Origin of the sequence: Paenibacillus sp. LS1 (genome assembly GCF_026013365.1) — a bacterium.
Lineage (GTDB): Bacteria > Bacillota > Bacilli > Paenibacillales > Paenibacillaceae > Paenibacillus.
Genome location: NZ_JAPDOE010000016.1, coordinates 37,465 through 56,579, shown reverse-complemented (window position 1 = coordinate 56,579; position 19,115 = coordinate 37,465). Strand labels below are relative to the sequence as shown.

The window sequence follows — 19,115 nt, the reverse complement described above, 5'->3', positions numbered from 1 at the left end:
AGCCTTAAGTAGAAAGAACAGCGTAGCCCCATCGGGCTGCGCTGTTCTTAGATTAATCCAGATTCATCCACATACACCGCACCATTGGTTAACGGCCGAGTGGTTGTGCGCCTCAGGAAGAGAGGGATGTCGATTCGGCGATGCCTTTGTTACCTCGGCTCAGCCAGCTTACACGCCAGCGAGATTGCATGAAGAGAACGAGGATTAGGGAAGCTGCTGCAATCAGGCTAAGAATGACAAAGCCTGGCGTATAGGATTGATAGCTGCTATACAGTTGACCGAGAATCAGTGGCAGTGCATATCCGCCCAATCCGCCAGCGGCACCTACAATGCCTGTCATCAGACCAATCTCGTTACCGAAGCGTTGGGGAACCAGTTGGAACACCGAGCCATTTCCGGCGCCCAGACACATCATGCCGAGGAATAACATGACGACCACAACAGGAAGTGGTGGCATGAAGGATACACCGATCAACATGATACAAGCTCCTGTGTACAGGAAAGTTAGCATACGGGTTCCACCAATTTTGTCCGCCAGGTATCCCCCAACAGGCCGGAAGAAACTGCCGGCGATTACACAGAAGGTGGTAATGTCTGCGGCACGAACTGGAGAGAGTCCATACTGGGTGTTGAAGAAGATGGTGAGATAGTTACATAATCCAACGAAACCACCAAAGGTTACACAATAGAAGGCACAGAATACCCAAGCATCTTTTTGTTTGAGCAGACTTCCGTATTGCGACAATTTCTTGGGTTCAGGCCGGTTAGGGCTATTCTTGGCAAAGATAGAAAAGAGAATGAATACGATAACGATCGGTATAATAGCAAGTCCGAATACAACTTCCCAGCTGCCAAAATGCGTAGCCAAGCGATTGGCAAACAACGTCGCGAGTACGGTTCCGCTGTTACCTGCCCCGGCAATACCCATGGCCAGACCCTGATGCTCTTTGCCATACCATTGGCCTGCTAGAGGTAGCGCAGCAGCAAAGGAGGCGCCTGCGACACCGAGCAAGAGTGCCACCACGTACAGTTGGCTTAAAGAGTCGACCCATAGCCAGCCGAGTAACAAAGGAACTAAGGTAACGAGCATCCCAATCTGTGCAGTCAGTTTCGGACCAATATAATCAGACATGAAGCCAAGCACAAGGCGCAGGATGGAGCCGCCGAGAATAGGCAATGCGACCAGATTGGCCTTTTCCAGCGGAGTCATCGGATAATCCAATGCAATAACAACTGCGAGTGGACCAAGCATCCCCCATATCATAAAACTGATGTCAAAATACATAAACGCCCCGAAGAGGGTGGGCTTATGCCCGCTTTTCCAAAAACTTTTGCTCTCCATCATCCATCATCGCTCCTCATCCAATTGAGATCTTCGTGATTTGTCTATGTGCTTGTTGAGGCAGAAAAAGGCCGCAATTCGTCCAGATAAGAACGATTTGCGGCCCCGTTGCCGACAGGCGGTACACGTCATTGTGTTCCCGCATCTGAGTTGATCACAGCACTGTGATTTTGATTCAAATTATAATCAAGAGAAAATAGAGATGTCAACAAAAATTACACGTAATTTTAAATATTTCATTTTTAAATCGCATTTCACATTTATGATGTTAATTTAGTTGACATATGATTGAGATTCCCTTAATCTGAATCTTATATGAATCCACACAATGGCGTGTGGATTCCGGAGGCAACGGTGCCCTTTTCCGAATCATGGAGAAGGGATTTTTCTGTTTATTTTCAGGTGAGAGAGAGATAGGGGGCAGCCCATGAGCAGAAGCAAACTGGTGATTATCGGGAATGGCATGGCTGGAGTGAAGTGTGTTGAAGAGATTATCGCACTGGCGCCTGATACGTATGAGATTGTAATTTACGGCAATGAACCCCGTCCCAACTACAATCGGATCATGTTATCGAAGGTATTGCAGGGGGAGCATTCGTTACAGGATATCATTATCAATGATTGGATCTGGTATGCCGAGCATCATATACGGCTATGTACAGGTGAAACGGTACACCAAATTGATACCCGTGGAAAATATATAGAGACTGAATCGGGACTAAAAGAAACATATGATGTTCTGATTCTGGCAACAGGGTCTTCACCGTTTATCCCACCGATACCGGGAATGGACAAAGAGCGGGTCATGTCCTTCCGGACCATTGATGATTGTACGCGTATGTCTGACTATTCCAAAGTATATCGAAAGGCTGCAGTCATTGGTGGTGGATTGCTTGGACTGGAGGCTGCACGCGGGTTGCTGCATCTGGGTATGGAAGCCATGGTGGTCCATAATGCACCTTACATTATGAATCGACAGCTCGATCAGAAGGCGGCCGTGATGCTCCAGCAGGAGCTTGAAGACCAGGGCATGTCCTTTCTTTTGGCCAAAAATACGCAGAAAATTACCGGACGATCGCAGGCCCAGGGGCTGCTGTTCACAGATGGTTCCAAGCTTGAAGCTCAGGTTGTCATTGTCGCTGTAGGGATTCGGCCAAATGTGGATCTGGCCAGACGAAGCGGGATCGCCACCAATCGGGCAATTATGGTAGATGACTATATGCGCACCAGTGTACCGGATATATACGCAGTTGGGGAATGTGCCGAACATCGGGGAATCAGTTATGGTCTGGTGGCCCCCTTATACGAACAGGGGAAGGTGCTCGCACGTACGCTCTGTGGACAGGAAACGTCTGAATACAAAGGATCTATTCCCTACTCACAGTTGAAGGTATCGGGGGTTGATGTTTTCTCGGCGGGTGAGATCAGCGGGGAAGGCATGAAGACCGCAATTCAACATCTGGATGGTATTCGAGGCACATACAAAAAAGTGCTGATGCAGGCTGGCAAAGTACGTGGAGCCATTTTATTTGGAGATACAGCCGAAGGGACGGCATTGCTTGGACTGGTGCAACGAGGTGCGGATGTGGCGGAATTGGCTCCGCGTGAAGGGGCCCCGGACCCGGCTGAGATGGCTGCTGCGGCATTACCGGCTCAGGAGACCGTATGTGCCTGCAACAATGTGACCAAGGCTGCGATAATGAAGGCCATTCAGGAACAGGGTCTCGAAACGGCAGATCAGGTGAAGGAGCAGACGAAGGCGTCAGGTTCATGCGGTGGCTGTCGCCCGATGGTGGCTGCTCTGTTGAAACATACGCATAACCTGAAAAATAACGGGGGTACTGGAGTAGTAGCCACACCGGATAAACCTGCTCCAATGCCTGTATGCAGTTGTACGGAGCTGGGGCATGCAGAACTGAAGGAACTGCTGAATAACAGTGTTGGCCCCCGTGAAGTTCATGTGGATAGACACGATTATCAACCTGTAATATCTCTCAAGAGAGACCTACCTTTGATCCTGCAGAAGCTAGGTTGGGGTTCGGAGCTTGGCTGCGCGGTATGTCGCCCAGTGATCCACTATTACTTGCAGGTATCCACTCAAACGATACATGATCAAGAAATCGAGAGTATCCAAGAGATTCAGGTGCGCTGGGATGATCAGATCCCGTTGTCATCCTATGCAAGGGATGCGGGTGGCTTGGCAGCACAGCTTCGTACGGGTTGGGTTGGTGCAGCGATGCCGTCGCCCGTGAATATAGGCGTCGCACCAGGGCCGGGATCATTGGTGAGCGCACTTGTGCAGGATATTGGCTTGCTGGCATCACCAGCTGGATGGGAGATCTACGCAGGCGGTCATGCAGAGCATCCGGTCAAGCAAGGTGGCTTGCTCGGGGTGGCTGAAACAGAGGTGCAAGCGGCCGCACTGGCATCAGCCTGCCTTCAATGGTATCGCCAAACCGCCTGGTACGATGAGCCGTTATGGGCGTGGACGGAGCGATTGGGATTCATGTCGATTCGGGAAACGTTGCTGGATGACCAGTTGCAGAAGGAACTTGCAGCTACACTTCATGCTGATATATAGATGAAAGGCGGGGATGGGAAGATGGGATTATCCGTGAGTTCAAAACCAACAGCCTCTAAGCTCTATGTAAAGGAAACCCAGTGTCCGTATTGCAGTGTGCAATGCAAGATGACGGTTGAAGAACTGGCTGCACCTGTTGCAGGTCAGCGTCGTGGCGAGTATACGGTTCAGGGCGTTCCGAATGAAGCCTCTCAGGGCAGGCTGTGTGTGAAGGGCATGAATGCTCATCAGCATGCACTCAGTGGACAACGATTAATGCATCCGCTAATTCGTCGCAATGGCGAGCTTGAACCCTGTTCCTGGGACGAAGCCATTCAGACCATTGCAGAGCGGTTTCGGCAAATGAAAAATTCATACGGAGTAGATACGGTCGGAGTATACGGAGGCGGATCTTTGACCAATGAGACAGCCTACCTGCTCGGCAAATTTGCCAGGGTTGCATTGGGGACGAAATATATCGACTATAATGGACGGTTCTGCATGTCAGCTGCGGCTTCAGCTGGCAGTAAAGTGTTCGGGATGGATCGTGGATTGACGTTCCGACTGGCTGATATTCCCAAGGCGGACTGTATTGTACTCGCAGGAACCAATATTGCGGAATGCCAACCTACCCTCTTGCCCTACTTCAATCAGGCCAAGGAGAACGGGGCATGCATTATCGTTATTGATCCCCGCAAGACGGCAACTGCAGCCATTGCCGATCTCCACTTGCAGGTGAAGCCGGGCATGGATGCATTGCTGGCGGATATTCTGTTGAAGGTGATTATGGATGCAGGATTGGCAGACCCTCATTTTATAGGCGAACGAACGCATGGATACGAACAATTAATACAAGGGTTGGCTGATCTGCAGCTCGAACAGGCGGCACAAGCATGTGGGGTGGATCTGGCCCTGATTCGTCAGGCGGCGATGGCCTATGGTATGGCAAAAACAGGTATGATCATGACAGCGCGTGGTGTGGAGCAGCAGACAGATGGGCATATGGCCGTCAGGCACTTTCTGAACCTCGTGCTGGCGACTGGCAAAATTGGCAGAGAAGGCTGCGGATATGGTGCCATCACAGGTCAAGGAAATGGGCAAGGCGGACGGGAGCATGGGCAAAAGGCTGACCAGCTGCCGGGCTATCGCTCCATTGAAAATGAAGCTGATCGTGCCTATGTGGCATCCATCTGGGGCGTGGACCCTGCAAGTTTACCGGGTAAAGGGGTCTCGGCCTATGAGATGATGGAGAAGGTCCATGATCAGGAGATTCGGGCGTTGCTCGTAATGGGCTCCAACCCGGTCGTATCCAATCCCAATGTGCGTTTGGTGGAAGAAGGTCTGCGCAAGCTGGACTTTCTGATCGTGGCAGATATGTTCCTGTCGGAGACAGCGCGCATGGCTGATCTGGTTCTCCCGGTTACATCTTATATGGAGAATGAAGGTACATTGACCAATCTGGAGGGGCGTGTTCTGCTGCGTGAACAGGGGCGGCCTGCTCCGGGAGAAACGCTCGATGATTGGGATATATTATGCCGGATTGCTGCGCAACTGGGCAAAGATTCTTATTTTGAATATGACAGTGCTGAGGATATCTTTAATGAGCTTCGGGTGGCGAGTCGTGGTGGAGTCGCTGATTATTATGGCATTACCTATGAGCGTTTGCGTAACGAGAAAGGGGTATACTGGCCGTGTTCTGCCCTCGAAGATCAGGGAGAAGGACTACTGTTCGGTGAACGATTCGCTCACCCGGACGGCAAAGCGGCATTCACATTCGAATCAAGTCCGGGTTGGAATGATATCTCACCGGAATTTCCCTTAATTCTCACCAATGGGCGTGTGCTCCCTCATTATCTTACAGGAGTGCAGACACATCGTAGTCCGGCACTGGCAGCCCGTGAATTGGAGAACTTCGTTGAACTTCATCCGGCTACCGCTGCTCGTCATCGTATTCACGATGGAGAATGGGTCGAGATTCAATCGGTGTACGGGAGCTTCACAGTTCGTTCGCGAATCAAGGATTCCATTCGGGAGGATACCTTGTTCGTACCGATGCACTGGGGTGGCGTTCAGAATGTGAACCGGGCAACCCGACCGGAGCTGGACCCGTTCTGCCGGATGCCTGGGTTCAAGACAGCAGCCGTAACCATTCGACCGTTGCGATTGGCGAGATGATTCATACAGATTACGGGTTACCAGGTGTCATAATCTGCTCTAAGCGTAGCTTAGCGGCTGCGCAGTCCCATATTTATATGAGACTGTGCAGCTTTTTTTGCGTATATGTACGCAAGTAGGCCATAGTTCCGTGGTTCCACGTAAACATGAGGATTGACTCATGAATATGGATTGAATTTTAGTTATGATGTTCATTAGGGGTACATATGTACGCATTTTTGATTTTATTTTGAGGCCGACAGCAGTTTCGGGTTTAGGTTATTACGCATCGTGGTATAGATATCGGGGCTTATGGAAGCTTCTTCAAATAAAGCAGGACATAGGGAGGGAACGCGGTGAACATATGGATAACGGTAAAAAGTCTGGGTAAGCGCAAGCCGGCACTTGCCAAACAAGCTGCCGAACTTCCGGAAACAACTCATACGCTGAGGCAGCTCATTGAGAACATGGTGGCTCTGCAAGTGAAAGCTCTTCAGGACAAGAAGCAACAGGCAGAATTCCTCGCCTACCTGATGCCGGATGAGATTGAGGCACAGGGGGCGACGGGAAAAGTCGGGTTTGGCGCAGTATACAATGAGGGCGCTCCTGATCTGAATGGTGCGATGGAGACAGCTATAACCGCTTATGAGGATGGGTTGTATAAAGTGTTTCTCAACGATGAAGAATTGCAGGAACTGGACAGGTCCATGGTTATACAGGACGGCGATAACGTGGTGTTTATCCGTTTTACAATGCTTGCCGGACGTCTGTGGTAGAGAGTCATGAAGGAGGAGAACAGGATGAATCAGGAAGAACAAGTACAGGTGTATATGGATGAATTGCAGGTAAAAGCAAAGTCGTTAACAGGGGTACAGCTTGAGCTGGCAAACTATGTTGTGGAGATCGCCGGGTCTACGTATTTGCGTGGAGACGAAAAGATGTTTTTGAATACAGAAAAGTTGCTTGGAAAGCTGGCTGCTGAAACGCAGAACCCCTTATTTCAGCCACTATTGGATGTAGTCCAGCATCTGGCGAGTGAGTCATTGGTTGCACGATTCCGTTATATCGCAGAGCGTGCGACTCGTTTCCCATACAGTAACCACTATGAACGCAGGCCCTTCCGCACATCGGATCCGGAGCAGCATGTAGCACAGGTCATCCGCAAACTGATGGGACTGTTCCGAATGGAAATGAAGAATTTCTCCCTGAGTGAATATGTATCACTTCGTGAGTACAAGCTGGATTATCTGCATGAGATCCGTTCGGTACTGCCGGATTGCATCGCGTATGAACTGGATCATGAGGGCGGAGATATGAAGCAGGCACTGCACGATATTATATATGGTGACAATCAGACGGCGCTGTTAACCCATGAAATGATCAAAGGCATATTCATGAGCGATCAGGCAGATGCCTATCAGATGGTGGGTGAGCTGCTCGTTGCAGCAAGGTTGCAGGAAGGGCTGCGCCAAAGCATTGTGGAGCGGATGGATGAAGGAACACTGGAAGCCTATATTTACATATTAAAAATCATCATCGACAACAACCTGATTCGTTTCAGTTCGGTGGTAAGAGCGCTCGCCGTATGGACAGGAATCGGCATAGAAGCAGCCAATCAGCGTGTTGCCGCACAGCTCATTGAACAGGCGTATGAGGCGCTTGTGCAACCAGAAGTACGCGAATCCTGGCAGCAGGAAGCGAATGCCAACAAGCTCTTTATCAGCCTGTGGGCGACAGCGGTCATTGAAGAGAATAAACTGAAGAGCAAGATCATCGAGATTATGGATCAAGGGCAATTATATCAGAAGATTGTTGCCCAATACGTACTGGCTAACAGCCAGAACAGAGAGCTTCGTTTGCACATTGCACGTCGTTACCTGGAGGCGCAGGATACCGAGTTGATGCACTGGATTGTGACCAACTATGATGCCATGTATATGTACAACTGGAGTTTCGAGAATGGAGAGAATCAGCGTAGCATCTACGTGTGGCCATTGCCTGCGCTTGAAGATAAGGCATTGAGACGTCAGGACTTTGATCAATTCAAACAGATGCTGGCTGTCATTCCAAAAGGCGGATCAGGTGGACCATCGGGTGTACTTGAGTATGTTCACTACCGGATTGATACAGATGATGTAGTGAAGAAAATGTTATATCTGGCCGCTTATGATATGGACCCGGAATGGATCGGGGAAGTCATCGCAATCAAGGACCGTTTGAGCCCGGAACTGCGCGGAGAACTGTTGTCCCAGTTTGTTCAGCATCCCGATAATGAGGTGCAAAGACAATTTGTGTTTGAGAGTTTGTCTGATAAAAGTATCAGTAATCGGGAAAGTGCGCTCTCCAAAGCGAAGCTACTCACGTTAACGGTTGAAGAGATGAAACAGATGGAGGTGTTGATGAAGCTCAAGACAGGCTCACTTCGTCAGAAGGTCATCCATGTTTTGTTACTACAACCCGTGGACCAATTGACGGTTTCACTGAAGCGACTTTTGCAGGCGAAGAGTGAGCTGCAGCGTTTGGGTGCGCTCGAATTGTTGACCGAGATTGCGGCAGATCCGGAGCGGGCAGATCAGCAGGAGCAATTGCAGCCATTGGCGCAGTTGATTGAGACGCCAACCGCGAAGGAACAGAAGTTGCTCGACAAGCTGACGGATCAGGGAAGTCGGTATACGGCCGCAAATGGGTTTGGTTTATTCGATCCGAAGCGAAGTGAGCCATTGCTGGATGAGAAGCGTGACTTCAAAGGCCACAGTCCGAAGGATATCTTTACGCTCTCTCTGGATAAGATCAGACCATTCCTGCAGGGGCTCAATGAATTGGTGCATGAACACAGGGATCATGAGTATGAAGTGGAGTACTACGCTGGCTACAAAGACACGTTGTTACTTGGAGCGAACCTTCGCTCAAAGGTTCCGTATGCAGAGCGCAATGAAATGAAGCAGCTGGAGCAATTTCCTCTTCATGACGTATGGGAGAACTATATTCAACAAGCCAGGTTTAGTAGTGTGGAACTGATGCAGTTATACATGGTTATACAGCTCCGGGAGTTCAATGGCAATTTGGGTGATCATTACAGTTATTTCCGTGAACAGTATGACTATGATGAAATGCAGAAAATTCCGTTAATGGAAGGCTGGCGCAAGTCGTTTACCGAACAGCTATATCCTCTGGATGATATCGAAAAGCTACAGCAGATGCTGGATTCATTAACGTATAAGGATCAGGTGACTTCTCTAATCTCAGCAGCATATTTGGATACGAATCCGGAGGATACATTTGAGATCGCAGAGAAAACGTGGGCGTCCATTATTGCAAGTATGCCTGCCGAGCGACTGGAGAAGGAATCGGGTATGCTGCACATTCTAACGGGGCCATGGAATTATACGGTTCGGAGCAAAATCCATGACGATGACAGCTTCAAACGTTTCTTCCAGACGGCTTACCAGTTCGCCAGTCTTGTAGAAAATAGTCAACCGTTGTCCTTGCTGTCACTTGAAGATTTCCTGCGCGCGTACCAAATGAACCTGATTGATGATCAGGAAATATATCGACAGGTGCTGGTCGGTGGGAACCGTCTGTTATTTATTCGGGACTTAACAACCACTCGTACAGAAGGGATCGCGAGTGATCCAGAGCTGGTTCAATTGCGAGATGCGGTGGTCGATCGCATTCTGGAGATTGAGCTGACTCGGGGAGAGCTCTCTACAGAGGTAAGCACGCTAGCCATGAAACTGAATCGAATTGAAGGCATGGAACACTGGGTACATCTGGTCTCGGCGATGGATCAGGATACATTTGTCCGTGGATATATCTACAGCTATGGAGACAATACAATACGCAAAGAGACGTTCAGTTATCTGATTCAGAATTGTCATCCACGAGATGGAGAAGATGAGAAGCGGCTTGGAGAATTACTCCTGAAGTTTCCGGTGAATGAGAAGAAATTGCTAGAAGCAGCCATGTATGCACCACAGTGGATGGAAATTGTTGCGAAACATCTAGGATGGGAAGGGCTTCGCAGTGCAGCCTGGTACTTCCATGCCCATATCAATGAACGCTTTACTGCGGAGAAAGAGACAATTGTGGCCCATTATTCGCCAATCTCACCACAAGACTTCAATGAAGGTGCGTTTGATATTGCTTGGTTCGAAGAGGCCTATGCTGCTGTCGGGGAGGAACGGTTCAATCTGTTATACGATTGCGCCAAGTACATTTCCGGGGGAGCCAATCACCGCAGATCCCAATTGTTCGCGGATGCTGCACTTGGCAAGCTTCGTCTGGACGACATGCGTGAATCCGTGTCAGACAAGCGAAACAAAGATCATTTGTTAACCTACAGTTTGATTCCATTCGCCGTAAATCGGGAACAGGATCTGCGTGAGCGATACGACTTCATTCAAAAGTTTCTGATGCAGAGCAAACAATTCGGTGCACAGCGCCGTGCCAGTGAAGGTGTGGTATCGCAGATTGCACTTGGTAACCTTGCCCGTAATGCAGGCTATGCCGATGTTACGCGGCTGATGTGGGACATGGAAGCACGTAAGTTGGATGAGATGAAATCTTTCTTTGAACCTCATGCATTGGATGCTGACACCACAGCTCAATTGGTCATTGATGAGGAAGGCCAACCCGAGATGGTTATCGTTAGCAAAGGGAAGACACTCAAATCTGTACCTGCCCGGTTCAAAAAAGACGGATATATCGCTGAACTGAAAGAGCTGAAATCGGATCTCGTGGACCAGTATCGCCGGGCACGACAGGAGCTGGAACGTTCGATGACTGCTGGAACATCCTTTACACGTCAGGAAATAGCCAGTCTAATGCAAAATCCAGTCATCCATCCGCTGGTAAGAACACTTGTATTCCAGTCAGGTGACAAGACGGGAAGATTCGATGTATCGTCTAGCGGTTTGCTTGCTCCAGGACCAGAGGGCACGATCCAGGCATTAACAGAGCAGGATCAACTGCTGATTGCTCATCCGCTTCATCTGCATCAGAGCGGAAGCTGGAGTGAATTCCAGCGGGATCTGTTCACCCGTCAGGAGCGTCAGCCATTCAAGCAGGTATTCCGTGAGCTGTATCTTCCTAACGAGGACGAATTGGCTAATGGTACGGTGTCCCGCCGATATGCCGGGTACCAGATTCAACCGAAAAAAGCAGTAGCTCTGCTTAAAGGACGCCAATGGACGGTCAGTTATGAAGAAGGTCTGCAGAAGGTAAGCTACGAGCACAATCTGATCGCGAATCTCTATGCGATGGCGGATTGGTTCTCACCGGCAGATACCGAGGCACCAACGCTGGAGACGGTGCAATTCTATGATCGCAAGACCTACAAACCTGTAGCGCTGCAAGATGTGCCGCTTACGTTCTTCTCGGAAGTCATGCGTGATATCGATCTGGTGGTCAGCGTTGCACATGTGGGAGGCGTAGATCCGGAAGCCAGCCTGACAACAATCGAGATGCGTCACGTCATTGTGAATGAGTCGTTGCGTCTGCTGAAGATCGACAATGTGCGTCTGGATGGGAACTACGCACGGATTGATGGTGAATTGGGTGAGTATGCTGTTCATCTGGGTAGTGGTAATGTGTTCAAACAGGCCACAGGTGCACTTCATATCGTACCGGTGCACAGTCAGCATCGGGGCCGAATCTTCCTGCCATTCCTCGATGAAGATCCGAGAACGGCTGAGATTCTGTCCAAGGTGATGTTGCTCGCCGAAGATAAGAAGATTAAGGACCCGCAGATTCTTGCACAGTTACAAAACTAGAAATGAACGAACTAGAATTGAACCGCCCCGTAGGGCGGTTTTTTATTTGTTAATCTGGAGAAATTCCAACATAAAGGCAGCTGAAGAACCTGTTAAAAGGGACTTCAGTTGCTTTTATATTTTCGGATATTTCAATGGGGCGGATTGGTTCCGGTTTCAAATAGACTTAGGACCCAGAGCGTGTCGGCATATTCCTTAATCTGATAATTAATTGCATTAATTGGTTGATCGGGAGTGGGTCGAACCGACTGTTTTTAAAAGTAAATAATTTGTTCGAAAATAGTTACGGAAATGTAAATAATTTGTTTTCTTGTTTTGTTATATGAATTATGAATGTGGTGATTCCAAAGAACTAGGCTCGCTCCAAACGGTCTTTTACCAAATTTAAGGGGATGTAATTCACAATCAGGTCGGTTAACGTTAGGAAGCGAAATCTGCTGACTTGCTTGCAGGCTGCAGTTTCAGAAGCCATGTGCAGGACGACCTGAATGCTTGAAAGACTGGGATCAAGCTAGTTTGCATTCCCTTGTATACATGTATTCAATATGTGCACAAGAAAAATGATCAAGAGAGAAGGAGAGCTTACAACATGAACAGAAGACTCAATCTGATTTTCCTCAAACGATGGTTTATGCTATTAATCATCGTGGCGGTTGCGGCTATGCCGCTACACGCCTTCGCCGCGGAGGCGGAATCTGGGGCTAATCGACCTTGGATGAACAAATCCTTGTCTGCGGAGGAACGCACCGAGCTGCTGCTCAAGGAGATGACGCTGGAGGAGAAAGTTGGATTCGTAACCGGTAAAGTCAATAACTATTATGGTTTCTATAATGATGGATTGGAGCGCCTTGGCATTCCTGCGTTACAGATGGCAGACGGGCCCGCAGGAGTGCGTGTGGCTAACCCGGATGTGCAGGACAAAAAGTCCACGGCATTGCCTGCACCCATCGCGCTTGCGGCTTCCTGGGATACCGATCTTGCCAAGAAATATGGTGATCTGATCGGTCAGGAAGCACATGATACAACACATAATGTAGTGCTTGGTCCTGGGCTGGACATTGCACGTACACCATGGGGTTCCCGGAACTTTGAATCGCTCGGGGAAGATCCATTGCTGGCTTCCGGCATGGGTGCAGCGTATGTGAACGGGATTCAAAGCAATCCGGTTATCGCTACTGCGAAGCACTATATCCTGAACAACCAGGAGACGGAGCGTTTCACGACCAATGCAACAGCCAGCGAACGTGCCATCCAGGAAGTCTATGCACGTCCGTTTCAGGCGATGGTCGAAAAAGCGGATCTCGGTTCGGCCATGTGCTCATTTAACCAGGTGAACGGTACATATGCTTGTGAGAACAAGGAGATGCTGACGGATGTCCTTCGCGATCAGTTTGGCTTCGAAGGGTTCGTCATGAGTGACTACGGTGCAAACTTCAGCACAGCCAAGTCCGCCAATGCGGGTCTGGATCTGGAGACACCTGGAGAGCCTTACGGCAAATGGGGAGATAAACTGCTGGAGGCCGTGAACAATGGCGAAGTCAGTGAACAAACCATTGATGAGAAGGTTAGACGCATTTTGCTTCAAATGTTTGATAAAGGGCTGTTCGATAACCCTGTAACGAATACACAAATCAATGCCAAGAAAGACGGCAAACAGGCACGTGAAATTGCAGAAGAGAGCATGGTTCTTTTGCAAAACAACGATAATACGCTGCCGCTTTCCAAGAAAAATGTGAAATCGATCGCTGTCATCGGACCGGATGCAGATAATGCATCGGCTGCTGGTGGAGGTAGCAGTCTGGTTAACCCGACGTATACCGTAAGTCCACTGCAAGGCATTCGTAACCGTGCCGGTAACGGTGTGGATGTCAAATATGCAGCCGGAACCGATCCAATCTCCGCAGGAGATGCATTTAATGGACCGTCGGCCGTACCTTCCACTCTTTTATCACCTGGGGATGCTCAGGAAAGTGAAAGAGACTATGGTACAGATCGGGCGGAATACGGTCTGCGTGCTGAATACTGGACGAATAAAGATATGGAGGGTAACCCTTCTCTGGTACGTACAGATCATCAGGTCAACATGAATCTTGGATTCTACAACTATGAAGGTTTCAATGCACAATCTTCCAAGCTTCCAGTGACACCAACGAAGTTCAATGCCAAAATGTCCGCTCGTTGGACAGGGGCAATTACGGCTCCTCAAACGGGTGAATATAAACTGTCCCTGACGAGTCTTGGTTCTGCGAAACTGTATGTGGATGATGAGTTACTCGTAGACAATCAAGGTGAAACACTGAGTACAACCAAGAAAGAAATCACGTTCAAAGAAGGCGAGTCCCACAATATTCGAATTGAGTATCGTACGGATTTCCCGGTACAGTCCAATCATGATATGGGCGCACAGGTTCGTTTCGGCTGGGAAGCTCCAGAAGACGCTGTGGATATCAAAATGCAAAAAGCAGTCGATCTGGCGAAAAAATCAGATGTTGCCGTCGTGGTAACACGTACGTATGACAGTGAAGGTTATGTAGACCGTTCTGATCTGGAACTGCCAAATAATCAGGAGCAGCTGATTCGCAAAGTAGCGGCAGCCAATCCGAAAACGATCGTGGTGCAAATGAGTGGTCGCGCTGTCGAAATGGACTCCTGGCAAAAAGAAGTGCCATCCATCGTTCAGGCTTGGTACGCAGGTCAGGAACAAGGTAATGCTGTAGCACGTGTGCTGTTCGGTGATGTGAATCCATCTGGTAAGTTGCCAGTGACGTTCCCATCAGATGATTCACAGACCCCTGTATCCACTGCGGAACAATTCCCAGGTGTGAATGGGGTGGGTAACTACTCCGAGGGTATCTTTGTAGGGTACAAAGGATATGACAAAGAAGGCATGACACCGGCGTTCGCCTTTGGACACGGACTGTCGTATACCGATTTTAATTATCGTAATCTGCATGTGAAAAACACAGGCAAAGGGGACAAAGAAACCGTAGAAGTATCCCTGAACCTGCGCAATACCGGTAAAGTTGCCGGTGCAGAAGTTGTACAGGTCTATGTCGGCAATCTGCCAACCAAAGTTGAGACACCAGAGAAACAACTTGCTGGCTGGGCGAAGGTCGATCTGAAGGCAGGCAAGCAACAACGGGTTAACATTCAACTGGATCGCAGCGCATTGTCCTACTGGGATGAAACATCGCATGAATGGGTAATGCCTAAGGGTAAAGTCCAAGTGTATGTTGGCAGTGCATCGGATGATATCCGTCTGACAGGCAGTGTGAATATCGGAAGCAAATCCGGTAAATAAAAGTGCAATAAGGGAGATTGAAAATGAGTCGTGGCCGAATGGCCGCGGCTTTTTTCACAATGGAAGGAGAGTGAAGCGAGATGAACATGGGCTGGCGAGAGCATCCCAAACGATGGATCATTCTGTTAATCGCTGTTTGTTGTGTCGGTGCAGGAATCTGGCTTATCCTCAACCGAAATGAACAATCCATTCCTCCACCGATTGCGGACAAACAGACAGCGGCTGAAGTCTGGTTAACCACGGGAGATCAGCAAAATCTGCTTACACCACAGAAGCCTATTCCAATTACGGAACACCATGATGCAGACACAAGCACTTCAGATTCTGCAACGCAGGAGTCAGATACATCTTCGTCCGAGTTTACCATACAGATTGATCCGGACAAGACGTATCAGACCATGGATGGATTTGGCGCAGCGATGACGGGTTCGTCAGCACATCTGATTAATCAGCTTCCAGTGGAGCAGCAAGAGCAACTGCTGAAGGAACTTTTTACGACGGAAGGGCTGAACATGGATATGGTGCGTCATACAATTGGCGCTTCCGACTATTCTGTGGATGAATCAGGAGTGGCTTCAAGTTATACCTATGATGATATCGAGTCCGGAACCGATTATGACATGCAACACTTTTCAATCGATAAAGATCAGGAAGTTGTGAATATGCTGGAGCGTGTAGCTGGTTTGAAACCGGATCTTAAAGTGCTGGGCACACCGTGGACGGCCCCGGCTTGGATGAAGTATGGGGAGAAGACCACTAACGGCTGGTATCTGGATTATAGCGATCCCCAGGTGTATGAAGCGTACGCGAGATATTTTGTGAAATATATCGAAGCTTATCAGGCGAAGGGCATTCCCATCTACGGGATCACGTTGCAAAATGAACCGGAGTTCACCTCGGATAAATATCCGAGTATGAGTATGGGCGCCGAAGAACAAGCCATGTTCATTCGGGATTATTTCGGCCCGGCGCTACAAGATGCGGGACTTGATACGCGAATCATCGCTTATGATCATAACTGGGATCAGGCGATCGAATATACCAGCAAGGTGCTCGGTGATGAGCAGGCTGCTGATTATATCGATGGATCTGCTTTCCACTGTTATGCAGGTGATCCATCTGCCATGTCGGAAGTACATGATCGCTTCCCGGACAAACATATTTATTTTACCGAATGCAGTGGTGGGGAGTGGAGTGCTGATTTTGGCGAGAATCTGAGCTGGCAGATGTCCAATCTTATCATTGGTGCGCCGCGCAACTGGGCGAAGAATGTGCTGCTCTGGAACATTGCACTCAATCCACAAGGGGGTCCCACGAACGGTGGCTGTGAGAACTGCCGTGGGGTTGTGACGATTGACCCGGAGCGTGATGAAATCACTAGAAATGTCGAATATTATACGCTAGGACACATCAGTCGTTATGTACGTCCGGGAGCCGTAAGGATCGATTCCTCACAAGAACAAGGCAAGATCGAGAACGTAGCTTTCCGCAATCCGGATGGAACGATCGTGCTGGTTGCAGCTAACACGGGTGAGGTAGAAGTTTCCTTTAATGTAGTTATGGAAGGAGATTCATTTCAATATGTACTGCCTTCCCAATCGGCAGCAACCTTCCGTTGGAATCCAAAAACGGGAGTAGAACGTTGACTCAAGCTTGGAAATTATGGGTACAGATTGAATGATGGACATGGTAAAATACACGTAGAGTTATTTCAAATTTGATGTATTAAATAAGTCCGATCTCAGGATCGGGCTTTTACATAATTTTTTACTTTTAATAGAAAAGGAGAATACGTTGGACAGGTTAGTCGTTGCATATCGGGAACAGGATCATGACAAGTTGGTCGAGATCTGGGAGTGCTGTTCGAGAGACAGCATCATCGGATAACCTCGGGATATAAATGACCAGGATGAGGAGTGTGCAGGATGACACAGATCAAGGTGACACCGGAACAACTGGAGACGGTCAGTGGGCAGTTTGCTCAGGCACATCAGCAATTATCGGGCTTCATGTCCACGCTGGATAGCAAGATGAGTGTCATGCGCAGCAACTGGGATGGCATGGAGCGGGAACGCTTCTATAACGATTATTCAACAGCTCAAGGCACGATGAAATCTGTTCTGGAACTGGTTCTGTCCATTCAGTCGGAACTTAAGAAAATTGCCGAACGCTTCCGCACGACAGATGAAGAGGCGGTGAGCCAGGCAATCATGACGGCGCTGACCGCAGCGCAGGCGCTATCAACCATGGGCAAAAATAAAGGCGATAGTCTCGACAAAACGCCAGGCCCACCAAAGAACATGGATGAATGGGATGAGAAGGATGCCGAGAAATACCAAAACTATGAGGAAATGCTGAAGAAAGCCAAAGAGGTGGGTGATGAAGAACTGGCGCAGCAGATTCAGGCCAGCATGAACATCATTCGGCTTCAGTATGAAGATGTAATCTATCAGACTGACCCGAATACGGGCAAGACGGTGAAAATTACCGAGGATTCCATCGTGGGTACGTATCAGGTGAAAAGCGACAAGGGCGAAACGACCACCATCAGTCTGGATAAACAGGGCAATGTGGTGGACTATAGCAAGGATACGGAAAAGTATAAGTATTCGGAGCAAACGCACACGACCAGTCAAGGAGAGCATCTCTTTGGCAAAGTGGCCCAAACGGCTACAGCCTACGGCATTGGTCTGCTGCTCACAAGCAAGACGGGCTCTGCCTTCACGGAACACGCCACAGGACTCGGTTCTTCCTTCGTCGCGGACAAGTTCCTGTTCTCTGTGCCGGAAGAAGGAGAGACACGTACGATGATTTACCGGACCAATAAGGATACGGGCAAAATCGAAAATATGATCGTGGTCACGCGCGGCGACAACGATATTGAATATACTCCGTGGCGGGATTACTATTAAGCCACGGATGGGGTCGGCAAGCAGGCGACGCAGGGGTACCTGATTGCAGCCTGCTTGTCGACCCACAGCATGGAGCCATGTGGCTGGATGACACATGGCTAAAAGTGTGGAGGGCAGGCGGCTTATCCGTGAGCCTGCCCATAGAGAAACACCCCGGCAACCTTCTCCCTGAGATGGGAAGGTTGCCGGGGTGTTTTGGGTTTTCCTTACCGATTAGCCATGGTCAACGGACGTGCTAAAGGGAGTCTTTTTTTGCCAGAACTTAATGCGTCTCTTCATCCAGAAACGGTTTGTTCACCGCATAATACATAAAGCCCATCAGCAGCACACCGCCCACCAGATTACCCAAGGTCACGGGAACCAAGTTGTGGATCACACCTTCAAATGAGATCGTCCCCGGATGGTTCAGCACGAGTGCAATCGCGAACGTACACATATTGGCGATGCTGTGCTCATATCCCGAGATGAAGAAACAGAACACAAAGAGCATCATGGCGAACATTTTGGCTCCATTCTCCTTCATGAACATCGGCACAAAGAACGCCATACATACGAGCCAGTTACACAAGATTCCCCGGAAAAAAAGCTGCATCGTCGGAACTTCCATCTTGTGCTCCACCACGCTTAACAGAAATCCATTCACCTGAGATGAGTCGAATAATCCCGTTAGGTAAATTAACAGGGCAAACACGGCTGCACCCATCAGGTTACCACTATAACTCGCAATCCACAGCTTGATGACTTCAAACCAACGCAGCTTCTTGCGCAGCGCCGCATACGTGTAATAGAACGTATTGCCCGTGAACAGGTCACCGCCGCCGTAGGCGATCAGAATGATGGCCGCGCCAAACGTAATTGCTGCCATCGGATAGGTGAACGGGGACTGCTCCATATAAAAGAAGTTACCTGTCTTAAACGCCACGATGACGCCGAATCCGATAAACATGCTGGCCAGCATGGAGCGTGCAAGGTACCTGATTAAACTTTGTTTGTAAATCTTGTGTTTCTTCAGGGCTAGTTGTTCCACATTGCGTAGAGCTTCCGTTTCCATAATTCTCCTCCAATAGCATGATGT

At 49.1% G+C, this 19,115-nt stretch carries 9 protein-coding genes; 7 read left to right on the top strand and 2 right to left on the bottom strand.

The window, feature by feature from the left end; all coding sequences use genetic code 11:
* Nucleotides 1–112: 112 nt before the first annotated feature.
* Entirely contained in the window at nt 113–1,342 is a 1,230-nt protein-coding gene (locus OM416_RS29155; RefSeq protein WP_264935415.1) for a nitrate/nitrite transporter, read from the bottom strand.
* A 427-nt stretch (nt 1,343–1,769) separates the two neighbouring features.
* On the opposite strand from OM416_RS29155, the gene nirB reads away from it, so the two are divergent.
* The 7 genes from nirB to OM416_RS29120 all read left to right on the top strand — a co-directional run bounded on the left by nirB (nt 1,770) and on the right by OM416_RS29120 (nt 18,040).
* A complete protein-coding gene (gene nirB / locus OM416_RS29150) occupies nt 1,770–3,923 on the top strand; it encodes a nitrite reductase large subunit NirB (protein WP_264935364.1) in 2,154 nt (717 codons plus the stop codon).
* Nucleotides 3,924–3,944: 21 nt separating this feature from the next.
* Nucleotides 3,945–6,077, top strand: a complete 2,133-nt coding sequence (gene nasC, locus OM416_RS29145; RefSeq protein ID WP_264935362.1) for an assimilatory nitrate reductase catalytic subunit NasC — start codon at nt 3,945–3,947, stop codon at nt 6,075–6,077.
* Between the two features lie 335 nt (nt 6,078–6,412).
* Nucleotides 6,413–6,832: a hypothetical protein gene (locus OM416_RS29140; RefSeq protein WP_264935360.1), complete on the top strand. Its 420-nt coding sequence runs from the start codon at nt 6,413–6,415 to the stop codon at nt 6,830–6,832.
* Between the two features lie 24 nt (nt 6,833–6,856).
* Entirely contained in the window at nt 6,857–11,827 is a 4,971-nt protein-coding gene (locus OM416_RS29135) for a DUF4132 domain-containing protein (protein WP_264935358.1), read from the top strand.
* Between the two features lie 589 nt (nt 11,828–12,416).
* Nucleotides 12,417–15,128: a beta-glucosidase gene (locus OM416_RS29130; RefSeq protein WP_264935356.1), complete on the top strand. Its 2,712-nt coding sequence runs from the start codon at nt 12,417–12,419 to the stop codon at nt 15,126–15,128.
* Nucleotides 15,129–15,208: 80 nt separating this feature from the next.
* Nucleotides 15,209–16,774 (top strand): glycoside hydrolase family 30 protein, encoded by a 1,566-nt coding sequence (locus OM416_RS29125; protein ID WP_264935354.1) that lies wholly within the window; start codon nt 15,209–15,211, stop codon nt 16,772–16,774.
* Between the two features lie 279 nt (nt 16,775–17,053).
* The gene (locus OM416_RS29120) at nt 17,054–18,040 is read left to right on the top strand and encodes a WXG100 family type VII secretion target (RefSeq protein WP_264935352.1); all 987 of its coding nucleotides are present in this window, start codon (nt 17,054–17,056) and stop codon (nt 18,038–18,040) included.
* A 262-nt stretch (nt 18,041–18,302) separates the two neighbouring features.
* On the opposite strand, the gene OM416_RS29115 is transcribed toward OM416_RS29120, so the two are convergent.
* The gene (locus OM416_RS29115) at nt 18,303–19,091 is read right to left on the bottom strand and encodes a formate/nitrite transporter family protein (RefSeq protein ID WP_169482905.1); all 789 of its coding nucleotides are present in this window, start codon (nt 19,089–19,091) and stop codon (nt 18,303–18,305) included.
* Nucleotides 19,092–19,115: the final 24 nt, after the last annotated feature.

Excerpts from the sequence above, each read along its gene's own strand:
- OM416_RS29135 (WP_264935358.1), top strand. The coding sequence starts at position 6,857 with ATGAATCAGGAAGAACAAGTACAGGTGTATATGGATGAATTGCAGGTA.
- OM416_RS29125 (WP_264935354.1), top strand. The coding sequence starts at position 15,209 with ATGAACATGGGCTGGCGAGAGCATCCCAAACGATGGATCATTCTGTTA.
- OM416_RS29155 (WP_264935415.1), bottom strand. The coding sequence starts at position 1,342 with ATGGAGAGCAAAAGTTTTTGGAAAAGCGGGCATAAGCCCACCCTCTTC.
- nirB (WP_264935364.1), top strand. The coding sequence starts at position 1,770 with ATGAGCAGAAGCAAACTGGTGATTATCGGGAATGGCATGGCTGGAGTG.
- OM416_RS29115 (WP_169482905.1), bottom strand. The coding sequence starts at position 19,091 with ATGGAAACGGAAGCTCTACGCAATGTGGAACAACTAGCCCTGAAGAAA.
- OM416_RS29130 (WP_264935356.1), top strand. The coding sequence starts at position 12,417 with ATGAACAGAAGACTCAATCTGATTTTCCTCAAACGATGGTTTATGCTA.
- nasC (WP_264935362.1), top strand. The coding sequence starts at position 3,945 with ATGGGATTATCCGTGAGTTCAAAACCAACAGCCTCTAAGCTCTATGTA.
- OM416_RS29120 (WP_264935352.1), top strand. The coding sequence starts at position 17,054 with ATGACACAGATCAAGGTGACACCGGAACAACTGGAGACGGTCAGTGGG.